Origin of the sequence: Paenibacillus sp. PDC88, from assembly GCF_900106725.1 — a bacterium.
Taxonomy (GTDB): Bacteria; Bacillota; Bacilli; order Paenibacillales; family Paenibacillaceae; genus Paenibacillus; species Paenibacillus shunpengii.
Genome location: NZ_FNNT01000004.1, coordinates 209,984 through 230,840, shown reverse-complemented (window position 1 = coordinate 230,840; position 20,857 = coordinate 209,984). Strand labels below are relative to the sequence as shown.

Genomic DNA, 20,857 nt, shown 5'->3' with positions numbered 1-20,857 from the left:
TTATTCCTCCTCTCTCTCAATAGCTACGGCATGAGCGATACAAGGGATCGTTTCACCCTGCTGATAAGACAAAGGAGATAATAAAGCGCCTGTTGCTACAACCAATACTTTATTTAATTCCCCTTTTTTAATTCTTTTGATTAAATGTCCGTACGTTACTGTTGCAGAACAGCCGCAGCCGCTGCCTCCGGCAAATACATACTTCTGTGTGTTGATATCATAAATCATGAGTCCGCAGTCGTTGAACTCCGTCTGCTCCATTGGTATTCCTTCCTTTTGAAGCAGCTGCTTAGCTATAGGCAGTCCAACCGAAGCGAGGTCCCCCGTAACGATCAAGTCATAATATCCAGGCTCCAGTCCCGTATCCCGAAAATGAGATATGAGCGTGTCTGCAGCTGCTGGCGCCATCGCTGCTCCCATGTTGAACGGGTCCTTGATACCCAGATCCATAACTCGTCCAATGGTTGCACGGCGAACGACAGGTCCACTGCCCGTCTTGCTGATAATGGCGCAGCCGGAGCCTGTTACTGTATTTTGAGCTGTCGGCGGCTTCTGTGCTCCATACTCTGTTGGAAAGCGGAACTGCTTCTCAACCGTACAGTTATGGCTCGAGGTGCCGGCCAGCACGTAATCTCCGCCTCCCGAGTCGACAATTAAGGAAGCCAGTGCAAGACTCTCCATGGACGTTGAGCACGCACCGAATAAGCCTAAGTATGGAACACCCAGTTGCCGCGCAGAAAATGAACTGCTGATGATTTGGTTCATCAAATCACCACCCACAAAATACTGCAGTTCGTTTTTCGATATGTTTGCGTTAGCGATAGCAATCTGCGCTGCCTGCTCAAACAGCCGGCGCTCCGCCTTTTCCCATGTTTTTTCACCAATTTGCAGGTTGTCATAAATGTAATCAAAATCCTCGGCCAGCGGTCCTTCTCCTTCTTCAGGTCCCACTACGCTGGATGTACCGATGATGCGCGGCTTGTTTTCAAATTCCCAGGTTTGTCCTCCAACTCTTTTCATAGATGGTATCCTCCGAATCCAAGGCAAGCGTAGATTATACCAATAATAAATGCAGCAACGACACCAAACACGATGACCGAGCCAGCGAGCTTGAACATGTTGGCGCCTACCCCGAGCACAAGACCTTCAGCCCGATGCTCAAGCGCAGCCGAACACATGGAGTTCGCAAAGCCTGTAACAGGGACTGCCGTACCCGCTCCAGCAAATTGCGCGATCTTATCGTAAACACCGAAGCAGGTTAGAATAATAGAGATAAGAATCATAACCGCCACGGTCGGGCTCGATGCCTCCTTCGAGCTCATATCCAATCCAGCAACAAAAGCCTGCTGAATACACTGACCAATAAAGCAGATGAACCCACCTACAAAAAAAGCTTTGATACAGTTCTTAAGTACTGCTCTCGGCGGTTCATGCTTTTTGGCAATTTTCTTGTATTCCTTCGTATCAAGGGACAGCGATGGCGTATTTGAGCTAGTATCTTGAGATTGAGATTGATCTGGAATCGTTGACACCCCCTCTAACCGTCTTAAATTTCACTCGGGTCTTCATACTGTTTACCGAGGATAATTTAATTATGGTTAAAGCCCGCAAATGTTATGAATGGTAAATCATCCTTCCTTGCAGGCTTTATGTGCCATAGAGCATGGGGAATCGTATTTATTTGGTTGTAAAAGGATCCGATCCAGCATTATTTATAAAAAAGCAAAAAGACAGTTAAAATAAACAAAACGCCGAGCATAATTAATCCTTTACGTACATGAGGGTCCATATCGATCGCATACTCCCTTCATAAGTCGGCTGAATTTTATGGTTTCACAAAGCTATGCATTTCAGTATATGCGCTAGGCACTTGTCATGTGATTCCGCTCCATAATTCATCATTCTTATTGGATAGACAAGAGAAGATAGTCCGTTCATAATATAGTAATTGAACAGTGGTACATAAGAAGGTACTTACAATCAGAAGGAGAGATGAAAATGGAGAATAAAACCAAAGAATTGTTTAAGACACTCACCGAATTCCCTTCGGCTCCAGGATTTGAGAGAGAGCTTCGTGCATACGCCAAGAGCCTGATGTCCCAATACACGGAAGAATTCGTACAGGATCGGCTTGGCAGCTTGTTTGGAGTGCTTCGCGGCGACGAGCAGGGCCCGCGGGTCATGGTGGCTGGACATTTTGACGAAGTAGGATTTATGACTTCTGGCATCACAGAGGCGGGTATGGTCAAATTCCGCCCGATTGGCGGCTGGTGGAGCCAAGCTGTTCTGTCCCAGCGCCTGCAAATTATTACTCCGGACGGGCCAATCACAGGCGTCGTCGGATCAACACCAACCCATCTGTTGTCGCCGGCGGATCGCGCTAAGCCCGTAGAGCTGGATTCCATGTATCTCGATATCGGTGCAGACAACCGTGCGGAGGCAGAATCGTGGGGTATTAAGCCAGGTATGCAAATTGTACCGATCTGTGAGTTTACACCACTCAAGAATCCTAAGAAAATTATGGCCAAGGCCTGGGATAACCGTTATGGTGTAGGGCTTGCAATCGAGCTGCTGGAAGCTCTGCATAGGGAGAAGCTGCCTAATATCTTGTATTCCGGCGCAACTGTTCAGGAGGAGCTCGGACTGCGTGGTGCACGCACTTCGGCAAATTTGATTCAACCGGATATTTTCTTCGCTCTTGACTGCAGTGCTGCCAATGATATGACCGGAGATAAGAATGCTTTTGGTCACATTGGACAAGGGGCCTTGCTCCGTATTCTCGATCCCGGTATGCTGACACATCGCGGCGTTGTAGAATACGTACAGGATACCGCTGAGACGCACAAGATTAAATATCAATACTTTATTTCACCAGGGGGAACGGATGCAGGTCAGGTGCACTTAAGTGGTATCGGGGTACCATCCACCGTGATCGGTGTGTGTGCTAGATATATCCACACTTCATCTTCCATTCTTCATACAGATGATTATGATGCTGCGAAGGAGCTGCTCATTAAGCTGGTGAAAGGTCTTGACCGTACAACATTGAATACCATTACTGAGAACTCCTGATTGTCATATTCATTATTTCGAATAATTAGAAAAAGAGGTGTCTGACCGGCCTGCGCTGCCGAACAAGACACCTCTTTTATGTAAAGGTTCGTGCATAATGAAAGTTCATGGGGAAACATTAAAGAAACAAAGGTGAAAACGCAATCCATGCAACAATAAATGTAACACCTATGAAGAAGATCTCTACCCAGGCTCCCTGCTTGGACCCTGTACTCATCAGCTTAAACTTGATCTTCCACTTGAATGGCGGAAGCGGCTTGATTCCACGATTCGTCAAGCTATCTGCAATCAAATGAAGCAAATAGGACAGGCCGCCGGCCATCCAAACTGCATCCCCATAAGCTTGCGTCGATCCATAGAGAAGAAAAGTCCAAACGGCTACGCCATATAGCGTATGAGTTAATCCGCGATGAGGTAAAAACGTAATCAGTATGAGCAGACTTCCAACGAGCAAATTCCATGGATGAAAGCTCCCTCCGTAAACAATGAGCCCTAGTCCGATAAAAAACATAACCCACTGTCTGAGTGATCGAGATGGCATAAAGGATACAATCGCGATTAATGCTGCAAGAATTAAATTCCATGGATAATTCTCCATCCCGTAAATGCCCATGACTGCTGCCGCAGCAATAAGAGCGACCTGTACGATCCGAAGAAGCCAGTTCGGAAGGACCCGAGTCACCAGCAGTGAATTCGGTTCATCAATGTCAGGCAGCACCGAACTGATCAGCGCAACGGCCGCCGCAGGGATGGACAGACTGATTCCTCCCATATGCAAGAGTGAGAGCGAGACACCTGTCCCGACGATAATATGGGTTCTACCCATCATAATTCCTGTACTTCCTTTCTCTGCCCAATCTGTAGTTGTGATATATCCCCAGGTGTGAACAAGAAGGAGCAACTTACGTAAGGGAAATATGGAAATCATTATAGCACATACGTTCGCATACGTACACCCAATATTATCCTCAATTAAATATTTATTATGTAATTTAACACTCCTGAGTCCAATCTCATTAAACCGTCAGCTGTTCTCACAAAATAAAGGGAGCGAAATTCGCTCCCTCTCACCATCCAATCCATATATAAATAGATTTATGTCCAAATTTCATCTGCAATTTCTTTAACAAAACGAAGCTTGGCCCACTGCTCTTCTTCCGATAGAATATTTCCTTCCTCTGTCGAAGAGAAGCCGCATTGCGGACTCAAGCAGAGCTGTTCAAGCGGCACATAGGCTGCAGCTTCTTCGATGCGGGCTTTGATCTTTTCTTTATCTTCCAGCTCTCCTGATTTGGACGTAATTAGCCCCAATACAATTTTTAAACCTGGGCGATTTACATATTTCAGAGGTTCAAACCCTCCGGAACGCTCATCGTCAAACTCCAGGAATAACCCGTCTACATCGAGGCCCCCAAAAATGGTCTCCGAAGCATAATCGTATCCGCCGCTTGCAAAGAAATTGGATTTATAATTCCCCCGGCAAATATGCATGGTAATGACTAAATCTTCAGGTTTATTTGCAATGGATTCATTGATCATTCGCTGCATAATCTTCATCTCTTCAGCTGGATCGAGCCCCTTGGCACGAAGCTTATCGTGACCTTCCTCCGAGAAGAGATCCGCCCAAGCGGTATCATCTAATTGCAAGTAACGGCAGCCGGCATCATAAAAGGCTTGGATCGCTTTTTGATAAGCGGCAATTGTATCCTGGAGGAAAGCTTCCCGATCCGGATAAATCTCTTCATTCTGGTCTACACGATACACCAGCATATTAGGACTTGGTATCGTCTGCTTCGCTACCGCTTCCCCTGCATGCTCATTAAGGAATTGAAAATGCGCAATAAACGGATGCGATGAGAAATCAATGTTGCCGGTGACCCGAATACCCTCCTTGCGCGTCTCCATCTTATGAAAATTAAGTCCCGTATCTTTCTCATAATACTCCACACCATCAAGCCCACCCAAGAAATCAAAGTGCCACCAGCTTCTACGGAATTCTCCGTCTGTAACGCCCAGGACACCGTTCTGCTTCTGCTTGTCAATAACCCGAATGATCTCTTCGTTCTCTACTTTTGTCAGCTGTTCGAGAGTAATTGCGCCAGATTTGTACTGTTCACGTGCTTGTGTTAAATTCGCAGGACGCAACAGACTTCCTACATGATCATGATGAAATGGTATCATAAATGTCTCTCCCCAATATTTGATGTACAGAAAATTATAACATATTAAAATTGCAAGCTTAAATTCTAGCATGGGATGACTCGCTATAACTATTAAGTATAAATAAATCTATTGAAGCGATCTATCATAGATTGCCACATATGTTTGTTAAGTTATTATAATAGAAAAAAGGCAACTCATAAGAGTTCATAAGGAGTCGCCTTTATCAGATCTGGTTTATTCTTGTACGCTATGCCTCTCTTGCAGGCGACGATAAATAATCTCTACCCACTTCGGTAAGGGTGATATATATTGTTTTATTGTTGCATAATCGGCCTCCAGTATGATTTCACCAGCAGAACCGCTATTATCAATAACAATTAAGTGATCAATGATTCTCAAGTAAGTTATGTATCGATGTCTGGCTCCGTCTTAAAATATCTGTAGTTTCAATATGTTGGCCACCATTCATAACTCTTGCAGCAACTCGTTCAATGTTAAGACGAACATCTTCTAAACCAATATAGAACACGATGACTTCAAACCCATGATCCTTCGCCTCACGCATTTGACGTATCACATTACCGCCGGCTAGCGTCGTTTCAACAGTAAAATCCCTCTTATTCAGAATGCAATCCTTTGTAAGTTTAAGCGCTTCTTTACCTGCAGATACTTTACGGCGCTCAGGATTTTCCGGATCTAGTCTACGGGCTAAGGCATCAGGATCAATATTTACATTTACACCCAACCGATCGATAATTAGATTTCGGATCGTACTTTTCCCGCTGCCGTTATTTCCTGCAAATACAAACATGGTAGCAGTAGATTCACTCATGGTGAAGATCCTGTTCCTTCAATTGTTCGATCTGGCCATTATAGCAGTTGGATCCCACAAAAAAGACTACTCCTATGAGTAGCCTTTATAGATAAGTTTCTCATTGCTTTGCCTTATAAAACTCATGGTACAGCTTCATCAGTGCGCGCTTCTCAATTCGGGATACATAGCTCCGGCTGATGCCGAGCTCCTTCGCGATTTCACGCTGTGTGCGTTCTTCTCCGCCGGCTTCCAGCCCGAAACGCCCGACCACAACTTCCTTCTCCCGTTCATCGAGAATGTCGAGGTTCTGATAGATTTTACTCTTCTCAATCTTGAGCTGAACCTTATCCATGACCTCATCCGCTTCCGTGCCGAGGATATCTATAAGCGTAATTTCATTAACACTTAGTGGTTATCTGTAATTTAATTTGTGGATATCTTCTATTATAAACAAAAAAAGACCCGGCAGTAATAGCCGGGTAAAGTTTAGCTCGCTTTCTTCTTATTCGCTTCATTCCACGCCTTTTCTATAGCGCCTCTGATTTCTTCTGCTGTAATGTTCAATCCAGCATCACCTAGCTTAGATGATACATAGTTAAATGCTTGATTAAGCTTCTCGTCCCCACCGTGATCCTTGTAAACCGATTCAGCATATGCATGCGCTTCGGCTGCAATCTTATGCAGTAGTTCACGTTGCTTTACAGTCAGGTTCGCGTCAAAGTAATCATTGGCCTTTTTCTTGAGCTTGTTCACCGCACCTATAATAACCGTAGCTACGAGACCAATGATTGCCATAATGATAGATGAGATGTACGGCTGAGCCTGATCCATAATGTCGTTGATGATCATTACTTTTCACCGTCCTTGTATATGTCTAAGATTTTATTTTGATTGTCCCAGAAGATGCGATGTCCTAAATGATGTTGCAGCATGGTAGCTGGTACATACGATCGACCGTCGATGAGTACACCCTGTTCGACTTTCTTGTTATCTAGATTGATCTTAAATTCCATTACCTTCTTTTTCACTTCTTCCGCTGCCTCCTCTTTGTATGGAACGCCGTAGTACTCGCAGATGCCCTCTGCAATGGACAATGCAACTGCATCCTGGAATGTTGGGTCAAACAACAGCGGACCATCAATATGACTAGAGATAAACCCGATCTCCAGAAGAATAGCCGGCATTGTTGTTTGCTTGATGACTTGGAAGTTCGCAGTCTTAACGCCTCGATCCCGGAGTTTAGTCGCTGACTTAATGTGTTTATGCATGATCTCTGCAAATGCTTTGCTGTTTGCTCGGCTATAATAGGTTTCCGTACCATTAGCAGCTGGATCCGAGGCACTATTTGCGTGGAATGAGATAAAACCATCCACTTTTTCTCGTTCGGCCTGAGCTACACGATCAGTTAGAGAAGGGTAGGTGTCGCCTGTACGAGTGAATGAGATTTCGATGTACTTATGACCTTTGAATAGAGCGGCAACTTTTTGAGCCAGCATCAGTACAAATACCTTTTCTTTACCATAAGCAGAAATAGCACCTGGATCAGTGCCGCCATGACCTGGGTCAAACTTCAGCTTCTTTTTCGCCATTTTTGAATTCCTCCATTCTGTGGATTTCTTTGCATCTCGGGCAGAGGTAATAGTCCCCCAAAATGAAGAGTAAAATCTGTTTAAGTTGGTCGCTGACTCCATTGAATTTATTTCTAAGGTAGGAGCAAGGCATGGTTCTAGCCCCATTTCTTTTAGTATCATTTCTTGATTTCTCATAATGACCTGCTGGTTATGGATATACTCCTTGACCTCGCTGTCATCCTGAAAGAGGAAAGGCAGGTATTTCTTCAACCTCTTTTTCGTTTTCCTCTGTTTGAGAACTAAAAAAATTATTGCTGCAGCTGATGATATAGAGAATCCATGTTTAACTAAGCTTTCTGCAAGAGAGATGAGAAAATCATACATACAAAATAAAAACCGCCCTGTTAGGACGGTATTCTCCAGTATTTTTCTTCAGCTTCTTTTCTGGCTAGAGCAGCTTCTTTAATATCAAGAAAACAACCTAGGTAGGTGGTCTTTCCATCCACCTTAATTGTTGCTACCCATTTTTTTCTTTGCTTGTGCCAATACACTCCTCTTTCACCGGATGTATTGGTTAAGTTCCTTTTATTTCGTGCTTGTTCAGTTGTGGTAGCCCACTTACAATTGCTTGGTTCATAATTTCCATTCACGTCAATTCTCTCGATTGAATGTTTTTTACTTGGCCTAGGTCCCATATCTTCAAAAAAGTTATCGAATGAATACCATCTTTCACAAACACTTATCCCTCTTGCACCATAATTTTTGTAATTTTTATGATCTGGAACAGAACATCTACGTTTCATCCCTACCCAAATTCTATACTCGTTTGTGTAAGATTTGTTATGAGTCCTTCTCAACTCAACTGCTAGGCATCCACACGAAGTTGATCTACCATTTCTTAAATCCTGGCTCCTGATCTCAACTACATTACCGCATGAACAAGAACATACCCATTTAGCTTGCCCTGGTTTCTTTAGAATAGCTTTTTTAATAACAGTGAGCCTACCATAATGATGTCCAGTTAAATCAATTAATTTCCCCATGTAACCGCCTCCCTAGCAGCTTTATCCTAAATTAGCTGGCGGGGCAAGAAGTAGGATTCTTCCTTTCGGTGATCAGCCTAGCCCCATTGTAAATTATACCATTTTTGTTATCAGCATAGAGAAATTTGTCCTTCACCTCAGGACCCAGCAGCATTAATACCATATTTAAAAACTCATCCGACACGGTTGATTGCAGATACTCTTCCTCATCCATCTCGATCATGGATAACCTCCAAAACAAAAAGAGCCCAGGGATTCTTTCCCATGGACTCAACTTTGGCCGGTGCTTCCGGACTTCTAGTTAAAATTTACCATCAAGGTAACGATATGTCAATAAAATAATAGAGCCCCGGCTGTCCGGGACCCTTGGGTGTATGTGTATCACCCATATATTACCACAGTTTGAGTGCTGTTGAACCAACTATTTTAGCGGTACGCCAGCTTCTTCGAGCTGTTGATTCACATCAATGTAGATCTCGTTAATCTGACGCTGCACTTCACGCTGCCTGTCTGCTTTTTGCTTGGCTGACAAGGATTTATTGGAGCCGATATCACGCTTTTCTTTGTTCAGGTCAGACAGTCGTTTCGATGGTGAGCCTGCAGCCTGGGAAGTAACCAGTTTCCTAATTTCATCACTGTACCACTCAGGTGCCTCGCCGCGGCCGTCACGGGAATCATAGTACGCTTGGTTCAGGTTATCCTTTGCATTATAGAAGTCTGTTGACAGATTGTTGGTAAACTCCGGATCAGCAATGAAATTCTTAAGGAGAGTATTACGAACATTGCCTGACCCTTGTTCACTTGTGAGCGGAAGTAGCAATCTAGCTGGGTCACCACCGTATGCTCTGATCAGATAGTCTATTTTCTTAGGTGACATGTTTAGGACTTGACCTAACTGAATAGCCACGCTTGACGTTCTCTCATCGTAACGGTTCTCAGGCGAGTAGTTCTCCAATGAACGTGACTCGATCGGCGCCCCAGTAAAGCTCCGGTTTGAAGTTGTCGCCACAAATGGAGCCGCAATAGTCGCATTCAGTGAACCTTCAATACTTCCCTCTAAGCCAGTACCTTGTGTCACTCCTTGAAGCGCACCAGTTGCCACAGGTGGAAGCCATACGCTAGCCAAGGCATCCGCTGCACCTTTAAATGCTTGAGGATCGCCGTCCTTCAAACTCTGCAATGCGCTGATTGTGATCTGACCAAAGGAGTTGTAAGCTGGCTCCATCGGGATTTTAATAAATGTTCCATCAGCATTCTTGCTAATGAATAGGTTCCGGTATCGCTCTCGTGCTGGTAGCTTTTGATAATCCTCATCATCTGCAAATTGCGTGTATTCGTATATCTTTGGCAGCACCGCTACTGCAGCTATCGTTAAGCCAGTTCGTTTGGGGTTTTCTTTAAACGCTCGAAATATCCTATACGTACCTTGTACTGCAGCATTGTTATATGGTATGAGAGCCTCTACATCTCGAGACTTTGCGCCTCTACGTGAGAAGTTAACTGTTACTTCTCGGGCAGCGTCCATAGCTTTACGTACGTTCTCTGGTGTTCTTTCTCCGCCGAGTCTGTCTAATTCCTGTTTAAATGCCGCCATACGAGGCGCGTTCTCGGCAATATTACCGACTTCCTCCAAAGCTCTAAATGGAGCAGCCACCACATTTCTAACTCCTTTGGCTACACCACGAGGGGATAACAACGGATCCCGGGTCATATCAGTGATACTCCGGTTCAACTTGCGGTCACCTTTTAATGCTGCGGAATATTCACCGCCCGAGCGCCGAAAATCTTGAGCCAGGTTGCGCAGACCGGGAATGTTTAAACGGTCTCCAATCCCACTGAGGATGCCATAAACTGTGTAGGCCGCTTGCTTCGCCGGGTTCTTTGCCTGGATAGCTGACTGCACTAAGTCCATTGTCGCACCTTTGACAGCGAAGATCGGCGCCAGCGCCCCGGTCGCTCCGCGTTTAGTAGCATTACTGAGTACTTCGGCAAAGTCTAATAGCAGGTTAGAAGCTTGCGGTCCCATGCCCATTAGGGTTTTGACCACTTCTGGATCATGTACCTGCAGATAAACCGGTTCACCATTCACCATAGCGCGAACGATATTATCTTGATCCAAGCGTGTGCGGTTAAACAAGCTCCTAAAGTCGCTGTTAATTTCCTCAGCAAAGTCATCCATACCGCCTTCAAACAGTACAGAGCGCAAGTCTCTCTTGTCGTCTGGCTTTTGAACAATCTCAGCAATTCCCTTGAATCTGTCAGGATCCCGGGAGATAGCTCCCACCATCTCTTGCATGACACGGTTATTCATAGCAGCATTCGTCCACGACCCTACCATTTCGACAGTAGTCTTACGTGGGTCAACGATATCTCGGACGGAACCAGTCGGGCTGACCTTCTGTAACGGCGCTTTTTGACCGCTGAATGATGAGCTTGTAGACTTGGCAATGAACTTCTTACCTGGCTTCTCTGATCGGCTGAACTGGCGTCGCATTGGTGAATAAAATGGATTGTCTGCTCTTAAGCGGTCTTTCATCGCTTGAGTAATGAGCCCTTCATCCACCCCAAGGACTTGTAACACATTCTCATTGAATCCATCCCACTCACTAGCGATCTGAGCGAATCCGGGGTAACGCTTATCGTACATATCAATGCGCTCCTGAATCTTCTCTGGCGTCATTCCGAGACTTTCATCATAAACACGCTCGCCACGAGCTATTCGAGTAGGAGCGTGCCTCAATGTAATGTAATCAACAAATGCATCATCCTGACCGCGTTGCACCTTCTTGAATATGTTATTTAACCCCTCGCCAATAACCACACCTTCCGGAGTGACGAATTTGTCTCGGATAATTGTATTAGCAAGGTTATTGGAGCGCGCTGTGTCCATCGCCGCCTCATAGGTCTCATTTCCAAAACGTTTAAGCGGGGAAAGGCGATCCACAAAATTTTGATAGCCAGCTCGTGCAGTAGCCGCTGCTTCCTCGGCCAATCCCTTCGCATCATTCCGAATGCTGTTGCGTACGATTTGGTCAGCTGTGGTCAGTGGACCAGCGTTTACTCTCCGATTGCTGCTGAATGGAGAGATACCAACGCCCGTGTTGCCAAAGAGATTGGTGAACCAGTTACCTCGCATCGCCTCGGCTTCTGGAACTACGGCGGCTTGTGTAGCAGTTCTGGTCGACTGTGGAGCATTAACCGTTTGACCCACCGACGTTCCAGGACGTGCCGTGATATCTGGCGTAGTTCGTGCGGCTGCTCGGCGGCTTAACGCATTACCTATACCTCTGGCTGCAATGTCGCCAACTGCACCTAAGCCAGCTCCTAGACCGGCATTAGTCAGGATATCTCTGTTGCTGTCCTGTCCCTGTACCAATCCAGCCGCCACGCCACCGATTGCGCCAGTAGCAGCTCCCTCTATACCGGCTCTTGCTACAGGCTGACTGACTCTTGTAGCCCGTGATACGCCCCCAGTGAGTGCTTGACCTGCTCTTGTATTAAGTGCACCTGATACGCCTCGTAACGGAGATGTTATAAGGTTTCCGCCTGCAGACGGGTTAAAGCCTGCCCCGGCAATGCCGCCAGCGATACCGAGCACATCAGCCACTTTATCAGCTGTTTTATTGCCCGTGGAAGCTGGCGCCTGTGACGGTGTACCAAGGAGCATGCCGCCCCCGGTCCCTACTGCTCTTGTAATAAACTGACCTACGGGATTGCCGTAAGTCACATCGTTCATGAAGCGAGAGAAGGGTGCAACCGCATTGGCAAATGCATTCTCTCTTGCTTTTGTGTTAATGGCATTTTCATTCAATTGATGCTGAGAAGGAGCTGGCGGGCCCTGAACAGGTCTGATATCCCGTCCAGTAGCCGCCTTGTACTCATTCTGAGCTTGCTTGTTACCCTGAGTTGCTTGGACTAGAGTAGATTGAGTGATACGGTCGGCCCCTACTCTTTTCAGCGCATCAGGTAGATCATCAAAGGTTGGTTGACTCGCTTGATATTGCAATACTGCTTGAGTACGAGGATTAACCGTAGGCTGCTGAGTAACCTTCGGCGTGTTGTATTGTCCGCTCAAAACCCTATCCCTCGCCGCACTCCCTTGGGCAAGTCGTTTTCTTAGTTCTTCTGACTGCTGCAATCGTGTAGCCATACCGCTCCCCCTATCCTAGCATGCTTAATGCGTCACTCAATTCATTTTTAAATCTCTTCACAACACTCGCTCTTGTATCGCTATCTGAGCTAGAGAAGTATTTCTTTCCGTTGTTGGCCCCTCGCTCTGCATACAGTCTTTTCAGTATCTCGGCATCGTTCATCATTGGAGTTATGCCAGCTGCCTTGACGATTCTCGTTACACTGCCAGTACCATGTTGGACTGCCGTAGACCATATAGCATCCTGTACAGCTTTAGATCGTTTAGTTACGTCCAAACCGTTGTTCTTAAGCACCGACTTCACAGCTGGCTCATAATACTGCTGCTGCACAAAATCATGCTGATACTGTGCAAAGTTTTTATTAGTGCTTGCTAACTGCTTCCAGGCTTTATCAAAAGAAGCGCTGCCCGGTGTTTTACCAGACAACGCTCTGTATGCGGAAGAGTCAACCTTTTTCAAGTACTCTACAAATCTCTTGGGTGTACCCATGTTTGTCGCAAACTGGTACATTCCATAGCTGGCACCGCCAATATCACCGGAGTTTCTGCCGATGGAGCCAGCATTCCCATTAGATTCGTATTGTCGGGATAACGTGCCTAGTGCTCCACTGGCGGATGTGGAGCCAGTTACTTTCCCGAGCCAGCACCATACTTCTTATCGAAGCTTTGAATGTCCTTTGATGTAAGTCCAAGTGCAAGCATGACTTGATCATCTGTACCGATCGGCAATCCAAATGAAGCCACTTGCTGATAAATCGACTCTTTAGTCTTTGAATCCGTAGGTATCTTCTTTGTTTCTGGATCAGCAAACTGACCTTGCAAGGCACTGAGCACCTGATTTGCAGACATCCCATTATATTCTTGACCGGTTCCTGTATTGGTATTAGCCATTTCATAGTCTAATGTAGCCCACTGACGAAGGTTGTCATCTTCACTTAATGCTAATGAGGCTTGTTGGTAAGCTAGTTGATTTTGCTCTCTGAGCATATCTAGGCCATAGCTGAGGCCATTTTGTCGGACACTTTCATCAAATTGTGCTTTCCATTGCTGATCAGCGATTGCATCACGGGCCTGTTGGTACGCATATTGTTCCAGAGCAAAGTCATTATTCCAAAGTTGTTGGTCCTGAACAAATTGTTGATTCTGTCCAGCTAGTGTCAGTGGAGTACTAGGGTTAGCTGCTTGGCGCGCGAATCCTGTCCAATCAGTTTGCGGAGTAATCACACGCCCTGTAGCATCCATATAAACGCCTGCTGCTTGAAGGTTAGCCTGTCTATTAGCCAGATCCATCTGCTGACCTGCAAGTGTTCGGATTCCAGGATTAGCTGAGATATTTGCTGAGCTGATTGACGAAGCATAGGCGCTTGGATCAATGCCCATTCCCACCAGTTGCGCCCGGTATCCATCGGCTTGAGCGCTGAGCCTTGCGCGTTCAGCTGCCGTGATGCCCGGTGCTTCGGCCTGTTGTTTCAACGAGATAATAGAGTTGATTGCTGACTGTGCTTCGGCCGGTAATGCTAAGTTACCCGTCCGATCGGCTGTCGCAAATTGATTATCTATACCGCGCTGATCTTCAGACAAATACATCTGAGCAGAATTTGCGAGATTAGCCAGCTGCTGTTGATCCTGTTGCTGTTGATTCAGGAACTGAGCGTAAGCCTGTTGCATTAAGGACGGCAGTACGTCAGTTTCCACTCGACCCATTTCCTGTGCTGAGATTTCGCCCATACGATCACTCGTAATAGTGCTGTTTAGTATGCCACGGCGGTTCATCTCGGCTTGGGCTGCAGCGTTACCACTTTGTATGTTGGCTTGCGCTCGTTGTAGCGCTGCTTGGTATAAAGGGTCAGAGTTAGGATCGTAAGAGAACTGTTGCGACTGGCGCTGTGCCAGCTGTGTGATTTGATCCATGAGCGACTGGCCTTTTTGAGCATTGGTTACTGGAGCAGTCGTTGCCGCCGCTGCTGTTCCAGTAGTCGGCCCTTTGTAACCAAGGTTAGTCGTAAGGTATTTCTGTTGTTGTGATGTATCTAATCCTTGTGCCTGACGCTGTTGGATGACTTTTAAGGCGCGTTGTGTCTCACTCTCAGCGTAGGATGGGTCAGTCCTTAAACGGCTCGCATTGGACTGCATGGCTCGTCTGGCGGCAAGGTCTGCTGTGGTGTAGCTGGTTCCGCCCTGTCCCAAAGGAGAGGATGCCGCCGCTGTTGCACCGCCTGATACCTGAGAGACACTTGGCTTTGGCGTAGCTGCTACCGTGGTAGCTGTGGCAACGGGTAGAGTCGTGCCGGTTGTTGCGGTTGCTTGTTTTTGTTGCTGTTGTCGCTTGCGCAACGCTTCTGCTAAGGCTTGATTATTAAAAGGGGTTGCCATTGTCTCACTCCTTTGCAAATGAAAAAGGACCCTCGTATGAGAGTCCCTTGAGATTAACCTTCAAGCGATGCTAATTGTGACTTTAAATCAGCCAACTTAGATTCCAATTCTGGAAGTTTGGTTTCTGCAACTTGTTTATCAGCAATCATTTTATCTAATTCAGCTTTGTATATTTTGTAATCTGCCTCTCTTATTGAGCCGCCAGTTTTGTTTTCGTAGCTTTCAACAATGGATTTAGCAGATTTATAAGCACTGGTTTGCTCAATATAGGCGTTGTATGCAACATCGTTTATTTGCTTCTGCGTTTCTCTTATTTCACTTCTCAATTCATTTGCTTTAGCATTTTGCTCGATTGTGTTTTGCTCGATTTGTTGCTGCTCTTCCTTACCCTTTTGTTCATAATCTGTAGTAGGTGTTTGCTCATCCTCTGTCTCAGTTGACTCAAGGTTGACTTCTGTCGAACTCACCTTACCCACCTCAATTCCATCAAGAGAATTCACTAGCGATCTTACTGGTAAATACGTTGTACCATTTATAATTGCACCATCACCAATGGCTTGTCCGTCTTTTTTAACTGTGATAACCTTTGCCACTTTCTCGCCAAGCAATTTACTAGCAGCCGCTTGAAGATCCGGAGCATATGAAATCATAACACCTATAAGAACTCCGCCAAAAACAAGAGCTATATTTTTGAATTTACGCATTAACCGCACCTCGTTGTTATATTTTGGCACGATTATAACATTATTTTACTGTTTTTGGGAAGTTAATTTGTTTGCTGATGTGTATGTTGAGGGGCTGCCGAGAAAGTCACAGTACCTCCATCTGCTGTTCTTAGGACGGTTCCGTCTGGAATTCCATGGTTATGACCACCCGATGCATTAGTAGAAATGCCAGCAAGAGCCTTATTATCAAGCTCTACTCCTAGGTTCGATCCATTTCTCCCCACTATGTCTGAAAATCTAGGAAGTCCTAGAGATCCACCACCGGTGACGTTAATCTCCATGCCTCCTACAGCATCCACTAGTAATGTCCCTAATAGAGTGCTGAATCTAGCTTTGATAACTCCACCATTAACTAGAGTCATTGACGGTGATCCGGCGTAGTCGGCTTCTATACCGATGTAATTATTGGCATCAAGATAAGCTCTGAACAAGTTTCCATCCGGGTCCATAACTACTTTAGGATACCCCTCAGCAGATTCGATATAAGCTCCGCTCATTCGCGGCTTGCCATCAAGGCCGATGGTCATCGTATCTCGTGTACCGTCATTAACCTTCATACCCTCACCATCAAAGCTAATATATCCACCGTTCGACAGCTCGCTCATGATCTTTACTAGATTCGCATTAATCGTACCGGCATTGATGATATCTGCGTTCAGCTCATTGACGTTCCTTGTATCAAGGTTATTAAGCAGATAGGTTAGCTCCTCAGTCAGCATAACCGTGACATTCAGCAGCGACTTCACATGCTGCTTGAGTCCGTCCATGCCAGCTTCGTCAATTTGCGTATTGCTAATGCCGATCTGCGGCAATTGTACGTTTGCCACTATGCACCCCTCCTTGTTACCTCGCGAATGATCCGGTGTATCTTCACCTTGCCTGTTCCCCACAGCCTCAATCTGTACCAAGTCTCAGGTGTCCGAACAATTACCGGTATCTTGATGCTCTGAATCTGTCCGGTACCGTTGGTCATGTTACTTACTGTCGTCCAGTCTGAGCCCTCTGTACCGCCTGCATAAGCCACATTGAGCGAAGAACCGACTTCTATATCAGCCACAACCCAAAGCTTGTGTATCGCCTTGTGTACGGTCTCGTCACCTTCGCTGAATGGCTTGGTTTCGATAGCCCAACTGATTGGCGCGCCGTTATAGCTGCTGTTGCCTGCCCTCATGATCTGGCCGTTTGCTGTACCGAAGTATAATGTCTGTCCATCCAAATAAAAGGATGTAGCTACGAACGACATCGGCCACCAACTGCGGCGCTGTAGATCATACTTAAGCGTCACATTTGGCAGTGTTTCGGATCCTGTCACCAATGATAGATAAACAAAACGCCCATCCGTGCCAGCGACACAGTGATGAGCGTAAGCCATGTTGATTTGTTCGATGTAATTGCGGATCGGGTCGCTGATCTTGGTCGGTGCTGCACCACCCATGTAGTCATAGAAGCCATCAGGCCCGAGCCAGAACAGTGAATCTCGCGTCGGCACAATGGTACGATCGGATATACACCCGACTCCGTAAGGCTGTGTCATGTTGAAGTTGGTGGAATCCTCACCAAAAAGTTTGTGCATCGTGTATTTCTTGAACAGTAGCACATGATTTGCGAAGTTGGTCAGGCCCGTTGGCTTTTCGCCGTCCGGAGTCTCTACCGTGATTTTCCCGGTACCCGTGTATTTATCCGTACTGGTCCAGTCTGCAGCATCTCGTAAACCTGAATATGAAAGCAAGTTGTCACTCGAATTAGCCAAGTAAAAGCGATTGGCGTGTGTTGTCATGTACTTACTGTTCGCTGGAGCGTTCGACATGGTTGTTAAGGATGAGCCATCATACTGCCTTAACTGGAGCGTGCCATCAAGGAAATATAGCTTGCTGCCATCGAAGAACATGGACGCATCCCATAACCTATCGTTGTTGCTGTCGCCGTACTCATATACTGCAACCCATGACGATCCTGATAGCTTATACAGCCCTTTACCATTACCGCAGTACCAAACACCAAGGAACTTAAATAGGCGGTTGATATATCCTGTGTGCTGGCTTAATACGCTGTGTCCATCGGCTACCTGTAATGTAGGATATAAAAAAGAATCCACGTTGATCGCGGTAGTCAGTTGACTGTCCTTAATTTCTATGGATTCTACAGATTGATTTAAACCGTCAGCAAATGTACTAATTACTTGCTTTGTCTTTTGTGGTGAATTAGGCCATTGTTCCATTTCCTCACTCCTAACTCATATTATTATCAACTATTTTAGGAGCTACAGAAGCGTCAACCATTCCAGATGCATTATTTGTGATATCGTTATTCATTACCATTACACCAGATATCGCATCCACAATATAGATAGACCGCCGAGTCCCACTCGTCGCATTTGTTCCAATAGTATTCCCTTGGATATCGAGCGATACATTCCCTGATCCGGCTGCAATAATACCGTGATTGGCATAATCAACTATAAAGTTACCCTTAACCTTGACTCGCCTAAGAACTGATAAGTTTATAACGATTGCGTTATCAACTTGTCCTCTAATATCATTGTCGATCAGGAACCAGTTTTTAGGTGTCCCTGCAGTCGGCATAAATTGTACTGCTACGCCTCCATTTGCAATTAAGCAATCTTTAATTTTAATACCGCTTTCAGAGGTATCAACTTTTATCTGGACATTTGGAGCAGACAGTAATTCATTTTGTTCAAGTGTAACATTCCCTACCTTACCAGTTAGATGAATAGCTGCCGGCAATCCGTTTTGATTGGCAAATGTGCTGTCACGTACAATAATACGATCCCCGTCAGAAAACACCATCGGCGCCGCCGATCCAACCCAACTGTTATTTATCCGAATCATAGATGCAAAAGTATCACAGTGAAAAGATGCAATTGTAGCTGTTTCCATGTCACAATCATTGAAAGTGATCCAGAAGAGCGAAACTCCTACTTCCGTGATCCTTACGTTATATTGCATACCGGCATTATGAGCGATTATTAGACGATTAAAAGCTAGACTATCGCACGTACCCTTGATGATTATTCCGGCAGTTCTTGCAGCTGCAGGTCCATTCGTTCCAATACGTCCACCATTAAATGTTACGTCCGCGCCATTATTAATCTGTATAAACACGTCACAATCTGATATATGAGTGTTTGTGTAATAGTGATTCAGTGTTTTGGTAGTATCGCCTATCTTTACACCTGTGGCAAATCCTTCAACGTAGATATCATTTGAATGGAAATACCATGAATAGCGCTCCCATATTCCAAACCCTTTGACTGCCCCTCCATTTGTGTAACCCTCTACCGTCAAGCTAATTTGGCTTATACTCGTCCCAAATACCATACCTGTAGTATCGTCACCTACATCAATGAGTGATGTTAGCGTATTTTTCATAATTAGCCATGTACCTTTTGAAAATCTAAAGTCCCAGTTATTAAACCCACTGCCTAGCAACTGTACACCTGATTTAACAAGTAAAGTTGTGCCAATAAAAAAGTTTCCAGTCGAAAAAAAAACTACTCCGCCACCATTATTGTGACATGTGTCTATCGCGCTCTGGATGGCTGGAGCATCGTCTGTTACTCCATCTCCCTTTGCACCGAATTCCTTTACGTTATAGTAGATCTCAGAAGATGGTGCTGACCCAATTTGGGATATCTCTTTCGTGTATCCGCCAATAAACTTTGCATTATCCCCAAAATAGTAAATATTCTGATCATTGTTAATGTTGGTAATATAATAATCACCAGCCGGGAAGAAGATTGCTGATCTGCCTTCGGCATTTGCTTTGTTCACCAATGCTTGCAGCTCATTTGTATAATCGTGACCATCTGGAAAAATCCCATATGCTGTAACGATGTAGAATGCGTCTCCAAACATCTTTCTTACGAGACTAGCATTACGATACTGTTCAGCCAACAATAAAGATGCCTGCATCAAAACCAACCTCCCATGACATCTGCAATAACAGGGTAATCCGGCGTCTCATCGTTGGCTTTTTTGAATTCCTGTATCAGACCGTTATATTTTTGTGTGAAGTTGTTAACCATGGCAACATCCTGAAAGTTCTCCGCAATCTGAACCAATCCACCGTACACCAGTAGCATATGAAAGTCCCGATCGAGCTCAGGTTCCATGTTCAACGTGCTTGTGGTAAGAATCTGAGGTTCCCGGTTATGAAACACGATCAGACCGCCTGCGCTGTCCTTATCAGGCGTTGGGTACAGTCCAAGCTCATCTCCATCGGTAAAGTAATAGAACGGCACTATAGCCCCTTGCTTGACGTCTCTGTAGCTGTATTCCTGATCATTCACCACCACATCAATCACATTGGTACGTGCGCATGGCAGCGGATAAGCGAAGACATTGGATAGAATGTCATATTGGGTCATGGTATTAATGCGGAATGTGGTGCGGAACAACTCACCCTGAATCTGATTGATCTTGCGGATCACACTGTCATTGGACAAGCCATGAGGATATTTCTCGGTAATCTCACTTAATATCTCTTGTAGCGTCACTATTCTCACCCCTTTAAAAGCGAAAAAGCCCCGAAGGGCCTTGTCACATGATCTTTACTTCTTTTCGTGTGCTATCCTCGATGCGTTGATTTGCTTCACGTGTCCGGTTATAGGAATCACGCCAGATCAATGCGATAGGCTCAGGCACTTCCGTTGGAATACCGCGTGGCACCGTGTACACCACTCCACCAAGTCCGATGGCTACAACCTTGTCCCCTGGGTTTTGTGGATCGTCCGGGATAGTTATCTCCACTTTCTTGGATGCTTTGAGCTGCTGCAAGATGGTTTTCTCAGCTTTAGCCGCTTGTCTTTCCAAGCCTTTTTCCTCTTGTGTTACTTCCAAATCCAGTTCTTCTTGAGCGTTTTTATTTACTGCCATGATTAATTTCCTCCTCAGATTGAAAAGGAGCCCGAAGGCTCCCTTAGATAA

At 45.5% G+C, this 20,857-nt stretch carries 18 protein-coding genes and 2 pseudogenes; 1 reads left to right on the top strand and 19 read right to left on the bottom strand.

All coding sequences use genetic code 11. The features are described from left to right. Positions 1–1,020, bottom strand: a complete 1,020-nt coding sequence (gene spoVAD, locus BLW49_RS14440) for a stage V sporulation protein AD (protein ID WP_090725320.1) — start codon at positions 1,018–1,020, stop codon at positions 1–3. Next, positions 1,017–1,523, bottom strand: a complete 507-nt coding sequence (spoVAC, locus tag BLW49_RS14435; RefSeq protein WP_076313550.1) for a stage V sporulation protein AC — start codon at positions 1,521–1,523, stop codon at positions 1,017–1,019. The genes spoVAD and spoVAC overlap by 4 nt, the downstream gene beginning before the upstream one ends. Before the next feature lie 475 nt (positions 1,524–1,998). Here spoVAC and BLW49_RS14430 point away from each other — a divergent pair, with 475 nt between their 5' ends. After that, positions 1,999–3,072 (top strand): M42 family metallopeptidase, encoded by a 1,074-nt coding sequence (locus tag BLW49_RS14430; RefSeq protein ID WP_090725319.1) that lies wholly within the window; start codon positions 1,999–2,001, stop codon positions 3,070–3,072. Between the two features lie 118 nt (positions 3,073–3,190). Here the strand turns inward: BLW49_RS14430 and BLW49_RS14425 are convergent, their stop codons facing one another. From BLW49_RS14425 to BLW49_RS14345, 17 genes and pseudogenes are all read right to left on the bottom strand, one after another. Then, positions 3,191–3,901, bottom strand: a complete 711-nt coding sequence (locus tag BLW49_RS14425) for a metal-dependent hydrolase (RefSeq protein ID WP_076313334.1) — start codon at positions 3,899–3,901, stop codon at positions 3,191–3,193. Positions 3,902–4,167: 266 nt separating this feature from the next. Next, positions 4,168–5,253 carry a 5-methyltetrahydropteroyltriglutamate--homocysteine S-methyltransferase gene (locus tag BLW49_RS14420; RefSeq protein ID WP_090725318.1) on the bottom strand — a complete coding sequence of 362 codons (1,086 nt, stop codon included), beginning with the start codon at positions 5,251–5,253 and terminating at the stop codon, positions 4,168–4,170. 367 nt (positions 5,254–5,620) lie between these two features. Further along, positions 5,621–6,067: an ATPase gene (locus BLW49_RS14415; RefSeq protein ID WP_371264560.1), complete on the bottom strand. Its 447-nt coding sequence runs from the start codon at positions 6,065–6,067 to the stop codon at positions 5,621–5,623. 100 nt (positions 6,068–6,167) lie between these two features. Beyond that, positions 6,168–6,449 (bottom strand): annotated as a pseudogene (locus tag BLW49_RS14410) (sigma-70 family RNA polymerase sigma factor); the annotation flags it as partial. Positions 6,450–6,535: 86 nt separating this feature from the next. After that, positions 6,536–6,898, bottom strand: coding sequence for a phage holin (locus BLW49_RS14405; protein WP_090725316.1), 363 nt, complete (start codon positions 6,896–6,898; stop codon positions 6,536–6,538). Continuing rightward, entirely contained in the window at positions 6,898–8,004 is a 1,107-nt protein-coding gene (locus tag BLW49_RS14400) for an N-acetylmuramoyl-L-alanine amidase (protein WP_090725315.1), read from the bottom strand. Before BLW49_RS14400 ends, BLW49_RS14405 begins: the two co-directional genes overlap by 1 nt. A gap of 20 nt (positions 8,005–8,024) precedes the next feature. Next, complete coding sequence (locus BLW49_RS14395) at positions 8,025–8,663, bottom strand: AP2 domain-containing protein (protein WP_090725313.1); 639 nt, start codon at positions 8,661–8,663, stop codon at positions 8,025–8,027. Between the two features lie 31 nt (positions 8,664–8,694). Then, positions 8,695–8,886, bottom strand: coding sequence for a hypothetical protein (locus tag BLW49_RS14390; protein ID WP_090725312.1), 192 nt, complete (start codon positions 8,884–8,886; stop codon positions 8,695–8,697). Positions 8,887–9,084: 198 nt separating this feature from the next. Then, positions 9,085–12,813, bottom strand: a complete 3,729-nt coding sequence (locus BLW49_RS14385) for an LPD38 domain-containing protein (RefSeq protein ID WP_090725310.1) — start codon at positions 12,811–12,813, stop codon at positions 9,085–9,087. Between the two features lie 10 nt (positions 12,814–12,823). Then, a pseudogene (locus BLW49_RS14380) lies at positions 12,824–13,402 on the bottom strand (chitosanase); the annotation flags it as partial. Positions 13,403–13,440: 38 nt separating this feature from the next. Continuing rightward, positions 13,441–15,186 carry a hypothetical protein gene (locus BLW49_RS14375; protein ID WP_090725307.1) on the bottom strand — a complete coding sequence of 582 codons (1,746 nt, stop codon included), beginning with the start codon at positions 15,184–15,186 and terminating at the stop codon, positions 13,441–13,443. A 53-nt stretch (positions 15,187–15,239) separates the two neighbouring features. Continuing rightward, positions 15,240–15,890 (bottom strand): hypothetical protein, encoded by a 651-nt coding sequence (locus BLW49_RS14370; protein WP_090725306.1) that lies wholly within the window; start codon positions 15,888–15,890, stop codon positions 15,240–15,242. A gap of 62 nt (positions 15,891–15,952) precedes the next feature. Continuing rightward, entirely contained in the window at positions 15,953–16,738 is a 786-nt protein-coding gene (locus BLW49_RS14365) for a hypothetical protein (RefSeq protein ID WP_090725304.1), read from the bottom strand. Continuing rightward, complete coding sequence (locus BLW49_RS14360; RefSeq protein ID WP_090725303.1) at positions 16,738–18,129, bottom strand: hypothetical protein; 1,392 nt, start codon at positions 18,127–18,129, stop codon at positions 16,738–16,740. Before BLW49_RS14360 ends, BLW49_RS14365 begins: the two co-directional genes overlap by 1 nt. A gap of 10 nt (positions 18,130–18,139) precedes the next feature. Continuing rightward, positions 18,140–19,843 carry a glycosyl hydrolase family 28-related protein gene (locus BLW49_RS14355; protein WP_143042123.1) on the bottom strand — a complete coding sequence of 568 codons (1,704 nt, stop codon included), beginning with the start codon at positions 19,841–19,843 and terminating at the stop codon, positions 18,140–18,142. Continuing rightward, on the bottom strand, positions 19,843–20,427 hold the full coding sequence (locus tag BLW49_RS14350; RefSeq protein WP_090725301.1) for a phage adaptor protein: 585 nt from the start codon (positions 20,425–20,427) through the stop codon (positions 19,843–19,845). The genes BLW49_RS14355 and BLW49_RS14350 overlap by 1 nt, the downstream gene beginning before the upstream one ends. A gap of 43 nt (positions 20,428–20,470) precedes the next feature. Next, the gene (locus BLW49_RS14345; protein ID WP_090725300.1) at positions 20,471–20,806 is read right to left on the bottom strand and encodes a hypothetical protein; all 336 of its coding nucleotides are present in this window, start codon (positions 20,804–20,806) and stop codon (positions 20,471–20,473) included. Positions 20,807–20,857: the final 51 nt, after the last annotated feature.

Excerpts from the sequence above, each read along its gene's own strand:
- BLW49_RS14370 (WP_090725306.1), bottom strand. The coding sequence starts at position 15,890 with ATGCGTAAATTCAAAAATATAGCTCTTGTTTTTGGCGGAGTTCTTATA.
- BLW49_RS14375 (WP_090725307.1), bottom strand. The coding sequence starts at position 15,186 with ATGGCAACCCCTTTTAATAATCAAGCCTTAGCAGAAGCGTTGCGCAAG.
- BLW49_RS14400 (WP_090725315.1), bottom strand. The coding sequence starts at position 8,004 with ATGTATGATTTTCTCATCTCTCTTGCAGAAAGCTTAGTTAAACATGGA.
- BLW49_RS14390 (WP_090725312.1), bottom strand. The coding sequence starts at position 8,886 with ATGATCGAGATGGATGAGGAAGAGTATCTGCAATCAACCGTGTCGGAT.
- BLW49_RS14355 (WP_143042123.1), bottom strand. The coding sequence starts at position 19,843 with ATGCAGGCATCTTTATTGTTGGCTGAACAGTATCGTAATGCTAGTCTC.
- BLW49_RS14430 (WP_090725319.1), top strand. The coding sequence starts at position 1,999 with ATGGAGAATAAAACCAAAGAATTGTTTAAGACACTCACCGAATTCCCT.
- BLW49_RS14385 (WP_090725310.1), bottom strand. The coding sequence starts at position 12,813 with ATGGCTACACGATTGCAGCAGTCAGAAGAACTAAGAAAACGACTTGCC.
- BLW49_RS14425 (WP_076313334.1), bottom strand. The coding sequence starts at position 3,901 with ATGATGGGTAGAACCCATATTATCGTCGGGACAGGTGTCTCGCTCTCA.
- BLW49_RS14360 (WP_090725303.1), bottom strand. The coding sequence starts at position 18,129 with ATGGAACAATGGCCTAATTCACCACAAAAGACAAAGCAAGTAATTAGT.
- BLW49_RS14345 (WP_090725300.1), bottom strand. The coding sequence starts at position 20,806 with ATGGCAGTAAATAAAAACGCTCAAGAAGAACTGGATTTGGAAGTAACA.
- spoVAD (WP_090725320.1), bottom strand. The coding sequence starts at position 1,020 with ATGAAAAGAGTTGGAGGACAAACCTGGGAATTTGAAAACAAGCCGCGC.
- BLW49_RS14405 (WP_090725316.1), bottom strand. The coding sequence starts at position 6,898 with ATGATCATCAACGACATTATGGATCAGGCTCAGCCGTACATCTCATCT.
- BLW49_RS14420 (WP_090725318.1), bottom strand. The coding sequence starts at position 5,253 with ATGATACCATTTCATCATGATCATGTAGGAAGTCTGTTGCGTCCTGCG.
- BLW49_RS14415 (WP_371264560.1), bottom strand. The coding sequence starts at position 6,067 with ATGAGTGAATCTACTGCTACCATGTTTGTATTTGCAGGAAATAACGGC.
- BLW49_RS14395 (WP_090725313.1), bottom strand. The coding sequence starts at position 8,663 with ATGGGGAAATTAATTGATTTAACTGGACATCATTATGGTAGGCTCACT.